The 6,505-nt window shown below is 60.1% G+C and carries 6 protein-coding genes; 5 read left to right on the forward strand and 1 reads right to left on the reverse strand.

From position 1 onward, the window contains the following. Positions 1 to 16: 16 nt before the first annotated feature. Complete coding sequence (locus tag QCM77_RS27650) at positions 17 to 1,120, reverse strand: anhydro-N-acetylmuramic acid kinase (RefSeq protein WP_279685677.1); 1,104 nt, start codon at positions 1,118 to 1,120, stop codon at positions 17 to 19. 164 nt (positions 1,121 to 1,284) lie between these two features. Between QCM77_RS27650 and tyrS the strand changes: the two genes are divergently transcribed. From tyrS to QCM77_RS27675, 5 genes are all read left to right on the forward strand, one after another. Continuing rightward, entirely contained in the window at positions 1,285 to 2,538 is a 1,254-nt protein-coding gene (gene tyrS, locus QCM77_RS27655; protein ID WP_279665867.1) for a tyrosine--tRNA ligase, read from the forward strand. A gap of 57 nt (positions 2,539 to 2,595) precedes the next feature. Continuing rightward, on the forward strand, positions 2,596 to 3,843 hold the full coding sequence (locus QCM77_RS27660) for an MFS transporter (RefSeq protein WP_279685679.1): 1,248 nt from the start codon (positions 2,596 to 2,598) through the stop codon (positions 3,841 to 3,843). A 224-nt stretch (positions 3,844 to 4,067) separates the two neighbouring features. Continuing rightward, positions 4,068 to 5,378: a tyrosine-type recombinase/integrase gene (locus tag QCM77_RS27665; protein WP_279685681.1), complete on the forward strand. Its 1,311-nt coding sequence runs from the start codon at positions 4,068 to 4,070 to the stop codon at positions 5,376 to 5,378. A 134-nt stretch (positions 5,379 to 5,512) separates the two neighbouring features. Next, positions 5,513 to 5,767: a helix-turn-helix transcriptional regulator gene (locus QCM77_RS27670; RefSeq protein WP_279685682.1), complete on the forward strand. Its 255-nt coding sequence runs from the start codon at positions 5,513 to 5,515 to the stop codon at positions 5,765 to 5,767. A gap of 176 nt (positions 5,768 to 5,943) precedes the next feature. Next, entirely contained in the window at positions 5,944 to 6,366 is a 423-nt protein-coding gene (locus QCM77_RS27675) for a hypothetical protein (protein ID WP_279685684.1), read from the forward strand. Positions 6,367 to 6,505: the final 139 nt, after the last annotated feature.

A 6,505-nucleotide genomic window follows, 5' to 3' on the forward strand; every position in this document is an offset into this window, starting at 1 on the left:
TCAACCGCCGGTGAACTCAGGGCCGCGCCATCACCCCGCCCGTCATCGGCATCGGCACACCGGTGGTAGCCGGATAGGACAGCGGCAAGCCCTTCAAGCCGCGCGCGGCGAGGAAGCCGAAGGCCTGCGCCTCGATGGCATCGGACGCCCAGCCGAGTGTCTCGGCGGCCTCGACAGTCGCGGACCCCACGCGCTCCCGCAGCATCTGGAGCATGGTCCGGTTGCGGGCACCGCCGCCGCAGACGATCCAGCTCCGCGGCCTGCGTGGCAGCAGCGGGATGATGCGGGCGATCGCCGCTGCGGTGAAGGCGGTGAGCGTCGCGGCGCCATCCGCCGGCGGCACATCGCCGAGCTTGAGCGTGGCAAAATCGTTGCGGTCGAGCGATTTCGGCGGCGGAGCCGCGAAGAACGGCAGCTCCAGCGCTCGCGCAATCCAGGCCTCATCAGCCTTGCCGAGCACGGCGAACTTTCCTTCCGCGTCGAACGACTGGTTCATGGTGCGGTACATGAAATCGTCGAGCAGCGCATTGCCCGGACCGGTGTCGCAGGCGATCAGCGTGTCGTTGCCGTCGATATAGGTGATGTTGGAGACGCCGCCGATATTGACGACAACGATCGGCCCTTCGCGCTCCAGCGAATGGACGAGCGCCCGGTGGTAGACCGGCACGAATGGCGCGCCCTGCCCGCCGGCCTCGACGTCGGCGGCGCGGAAATCATGCATCACGGGGATATGGATCGCTTTCGCAAGCGCTGACGCGTCGCCGATCTGCACTGTCAACCGCCTCTCGGGGCGGTGCAGCACGGTCTGGCCGTGGAAGCCGACGATGTCGATGTCCTCCGGCTTCAGCCGATTCTGGGCGACGAAGGCGGCCACCGCCTCGGCATGCGCCAGTGTCACCGCGCGCTCGGCCTCGGCCAGAATCCCCGGCCGCGCATCGCGTTGCGGCAGGTGCACGGCCTCGCTCAGCGCCTGGCGCAGCAAATTGCGCTCGGCCGGGCTATAGGGCCGGTAGCCGGACGGCCCGAACGCCTTTACCTGCTTTCCGTCGGTTTCGATCAGCGCGACGTCCACCCCGTCCAGCGAGGTGCCGCTCATCAAACCGAGTGCCGTCAACATCATGGATCAGCGTCCTCAAGAGCCCCCTTCCGGCATGCCGATCTTGTGCCAGAGGGACACATCTTATAATGCCACAGGCCAAAGTGGCGGGCGGCGATCGAGTTCCACGTAAGACCCTTAAATTGCCCCTAAAACAGTAAACCAAGAATTGTCAGGCACGCCGACAGATGACTGCATTTAAATCGGATTTCCTCAACACCTTGCAGGAACGTGGATTCATCCACCAATGCTCCGATTTCGCGGGGCTGGACGCACTCGCGGCCAAAGGCGAGGCGACGGCTTATGTCGGCTACGATTGCACCGCCCCCTCCCTGCATATCGGCAACTATCTGACCATGATGATGCTGCACTGGCTGCAGCAGTCCGGCAACAAGCCGATCACGCTGATGGGCGGCGGCACCACCATGGTCGGCGATCCCTCCGGCAAGGACGAGACACGTGCGATCCGCACCGTAACCGAGATCGAGGCCAACAAGGCCTCGATCCGTGGCGTGTTCGCAAAAGTGCTGCGCTATGGCGAGAGCAAGAGCGACGCCATCATGCTCGACAATGCCGAGTGGCTCACAAAGCTCAACTACATCGACATGCTGCGCGACGTCGGCCGGCACTTCTCGGTCAACCGCATGCTGACCATGGACTCCGTGCGGCTCCGCCTCGAACGCGAGCAGGAGATGAGTTTCATCGAGTTCAACTACATGGTCTGCCAAGCCTACGACTTCGTCGAGCTCGCCAAGCGCACCGGCTGCAGCTTGCAGATGGGCGGCTCCGACCAGTGGGGCAACATCATCATGGGGGTCGATCTCGGCCGCCGCATGGGCACCCATCAACTGTACGCGCTGACGACGCCGCTGCTGACGACGGCCTCGGGCGCCAAGATGGGCAAGACCGCGCAAGGCGCGGTCTGGCTCAACGCCGACCAGTTCTCGCCGTATGATTTCTGGCAGTACTGGCGCAACACCGAGGACGCCGACGTCGGCAAATTCCTGAAGCTGTTCACGACGCTGCCGATGAGCGAGATCAGGAAGCTCGAGGTGCTCGGCGGCTCCGAGATCAACGAGGCCAAGAAGGTGCTCGCCACCGAGGCGACCGCGCTCTTGCATGGTCGCGACGCAGCGAGCGAGGCGGCCGAGACCGCGCGCCGCACCTTCGAGGAAGGCGCGCTGGCCGAGACCCTGCCGACCGTGGAAATTCCGCGCGGCGAGTTCGACGCCGGCCTCGGCGTGCTCAACGCCTTCGTCAAGGCGGGCCTCGTTGCCTCCAATGGCGAGGCGCGCCGCCAGATCAAGGGCGGTGGCCTGCGCGTCAACGACGAGCCCGTCACCGACGAGAAGATGGCGCTGTCGGCGAACCATCTGACGCCGGAGGGCGTCATCAAGCTGTCCTTCGGCAAGAAGAAGCACATCCTCCTCAAGCCTGCATAGGCGTATGAGCTTTTCGGTGCTTGTCAGGGCGCGCTCAAGCGCGCTCCCTGACCGGCAATGGACCAGAACACGCCTAGGGAACAAGTTGCGAGCAACCAGCGTGACGCAGTGCGCACAGCGCTCGTGGTGCTCGCGCTCTGCTTCACGCTCGCCGTGCTCGGCCGCGGCCTCAGCGAAAGCTTCACCGTTTTCCTGAAGCCGATCTCGGAAAACTTCGGCTGGGATCGCGCCCAGGTGGTCTCGATCTATTCGCTGACCTGGCTCGTCAGCGGACTGACTGCGCCGTTGGTCGGACGCCTGTTTGATCATTCCGGCCCGCGCATCGTCTATGCGCTCGGTCTCTTGCTGCTCGGCTCGGCCTTCCTGATTGCAAGCCGCGCGCAGGCGCTCTGGCAATTCCAGCTCTCGATCGGATTGTGCGTCGGCATCGGCGTCGCCTTCATCGGCAACGTGCCGAACTCGATCCTGCTCGGCCGCTGGTTCGGCCCAAAGCTGCCGACCGCGATGGCAGTGGTCTATTCGGCCATGGGTGGCGGCGTACTGGCGCTGCTGCCGGCCTCGCAGCTTTTGATCGATCATCTCGGTTGGCGCGAAACCTACCAGCTGTTCGGCTTCGCCGCGCTCGGCCTGCTGGTGCCGCTCATGCTGCTGCCATGGCGGCTGTTCGCCTCGGGCTCGCCGCATATCGCGAAGAAGACCGATCCGGATTTCGTCGATCACGGCTGGACGCTTCCGAGCGCGATGCGCCATCACGCCTTCTGGGCGCTGTTCTCAACCTTCTTCTTCACCGCCGTCGGCATGTATGCGATCGCCGCGCAGATCGTGGCCTATCTGATCGATGCGGGCTTTCCGCCACTCCAGGCGGCGACCGCGTGGGGCTTTTCCGGCGTCGTGCTGGTGTTCGGCATGCTCGGCGTGTCCGCGCTCGACGGCCTGATCGGGCGCCGGCCGTCCGTGCTGCTCAGCTATGCGATTTCGATCCTCGGCATCTTTCTGCTCTGGCTGTTGCAGTACTATCCGAATGTCATCCTGCTCACCGGTTTCGTCGTCTGCTTCGGCAGCATGATGGGCTCGCGTGGACCGCTGATCACGGCAACCGCAATGAAGATTTTCAGGGGCAAGCGGGTCGGCACCATCTTCGGCACGATCTCGATCGGCAGCGGGCTCGGCTCGGCGCTAGGCTCTTGGTTTGGCGGGATAATTCACGACGCCACCCATGGCTACAACGCGCTGCTCGCCTTCGCGTTGGTCAGCGTTGTACTCGGCATGATCCCGTTTTTGGTGGTCCCGGCGCTCCGGCGCTGACGAACATCATCAGCCTCGCCACACCCAAACCGTCCATGCACCACAATGCCCCACCGTGCACAAAGTCGCATTGTTTTTGGTAGATAGATTGGCTAGATTACACTTACGATGATCATCGCAATTTTCGCCGTATCCTAATAATTTGAAGAATTCTCATTTTTTGGCGTATAGGCGGTATCTAATGACCATCGAAACGAATGTCGCAATGATCATCGGGGTGCCAAATGCCCAAAAAGGCGAAAGAATTATCCGCTTTAGCTGTTTCCCGGTTGAAACATCCCGATCCGGATAACGGCGAATTCAATGCCTATTATGCAGTCGGCGGGGTTGCCGGGCTGATGCTCCAGATCACCCCGAACGGCGGGCGATCATGGGTGCTCCGAACGACCGTCGCCTCCAAGCGGCGTAATATGGGGTTGGGAAGCTATCCCGAGATCACCTTGGAAGCCGCACGCAACTCGGCTCGCAACGCAAAGGCAACCGTTCGTGATGGGCGTGATCCCATTGTTGAGCGGAAGGAAAAGAAAGCCACTCTTGTCGCCGAACAGAAAAGCGGCATGACGTTCACCGAAGCGCTAGCAGAATATCTGCCCACAAAGCTTGCATCTATTGGCAGCGAGAAAAACCGCAAAGCGCTTGAGGCAACCATCAACACATACGCCAAACCCGAACTTGGCCGCATGTTGATCCGCACTATCACCGTGCAAGACGTTCTGCGCATCCTAACACCAATATGGAACACCAAAACGCAAACGGCCATGCGGTTACGCGCCGAAATCGAAAACCTGTTGGCATGGGCAACTGTTCACGGTCGCAGATCGGGCGATAATCCCGCACGTTGGGGCGGCAATCTAGCTTTGATGTTACCGCGACCGTCCAAGGTGATCACGACCGAAAATCATCCGGCCATCGCATTGACCGATGCAACGGCATGGTTTCAAGCGCTGCGCGGTCGGGAAGGCACCGTAACGCGAGCGTTGGAATTCATCGCCTTGAACGCATCCCGATCGGGCGAAGTTCGCGGAATGAAACGATCAGAATACGACACCAAGGCAAAAATCTGGACAGTCCCGGCAGCACGCATGAAAATGCGCAAAGAACATCGTATTCCGCTGAGCGATGAAGCAATTGCAATCATCGAACAGCAATCGAATTTGGACGGCAGCGAATACGTTTTTCCATCTCCAACAGGCGGGATGCTGGTCGATGCATCTCTCAGTTCCGCGATGAGGCGGATGATTAAAGACGATGGCAAACAATGGACTGATCCAAAGAGCGGACGGCCCGCCGTTCCCCATGGCCTGCGATCGACGTTCCGCGACTACATAGGCGAGAAAACCACCTATCCCAGCGAAATGGCCGAACTGGCGTTAGCGCATACCGTTGGCGACAAAGTTGAGGCCGCCTATCGTCGGTCCGACATGCTCGAAAAGCGCCGACACATGATGCAGGATTGGGCCAACTTCCTGCACGGCAATCGCGCGCAATCAGACAACGTAATCGATATGACCACCGCAACGAAGAAACGCGCTTAGCGATAGTCACAGCGAATAACTTGTATTTCGCTAGCCCGCTACGTTTCCAGCGTAGCGGGCTTATTCTTGCCATTATAGATGCGTCTTGCGGGCATGGCAGTGCGATCTAGCGCACGGCTATGAAAGGACGCCTGATGTTTTCCACCCTACTCCCTGCCGCTCTACTGCCCTCGCCGTTCACCCTGGCTGCATTCGCCAACAACGAGCCGCCCGGCCCGGAACGGTTCATCACGGACAAACAGCTTGCCGGTCGTTGGGGCATCGATCCATCCACCATTTGGCGCAACGCGAAGAAGTCGCCGACGTATCCGCAGCCGGTGAAGCTGTCGGCGCGTGTGACGCGGTTTAGAATGAGCGATGTTGAACGTCACGAACGTAAGGACGCCTGATCGCTGCGTTGATTGGTGCATTGATGTATAAGGCCGAACGTTCATCGCGTTCGGCCCATTCTCTACGGTAATTTACGAAAGTGGCGGCTGTACACCCGTTAGCTTTTGCGATTGCTGCAATTGGCTTGCGTTCGCGCTCCGGTTGCGCTTGGATAGCGATGGGACGGGGGCATAAAATGCGAATGTTGGTGGGATTTTTGGCTGCGCTTGCTTGCGCGGGTTGTGCAGGATCAGTGTCGCAAACGCGAGAGCCTGCTATTTCTGACGGTGCGTTGCGAGAACTGGTTTTAAGTTCAAAAGGAACTCTCTTCAAAGACCCCGCTTCAATCCGGGATGCCAGTATTGGACATGCTTTCGTTTGTAGAGACGGCGATTCCTGCATCTGCATTTCTGCAAACGCAAGAAACGGATTTGGTGGCTATACGGGCATTCAAAAGCACGTGGCTGTTTGGAGCAGTGGTCAATTGCAACACATGCGCGGTCAGGATTTCGGCGACCAGTGCGAGTACCTTACACCGTTCGCTGAATTGAACGGCGATTACGTCGCGCCGCCTACATCACCCGCCAAGCCAACAACTAAACCACCGAAATCAGCCTGATTGATCGTCATTCTAGCAGTCTGCTGAAGAACCCCCTCGCCACGGAGGGGGCTTGATGATTCACTTTATCCATCTCGAATCGGCAGAGGCGATCATGCGCGGCAGGTTTAAGGACCAGGGCGGCCTGTTTTCGTACATC

It is taken from the genome of Bradyrhizobium nivariense, assembly GCF_029846695.2.
GTDB lineage: Bacteria > Pseudomonadota > Alphaproteobacteria > Rhizobiales > Xanthobacteraceae > Bradyrhizobium.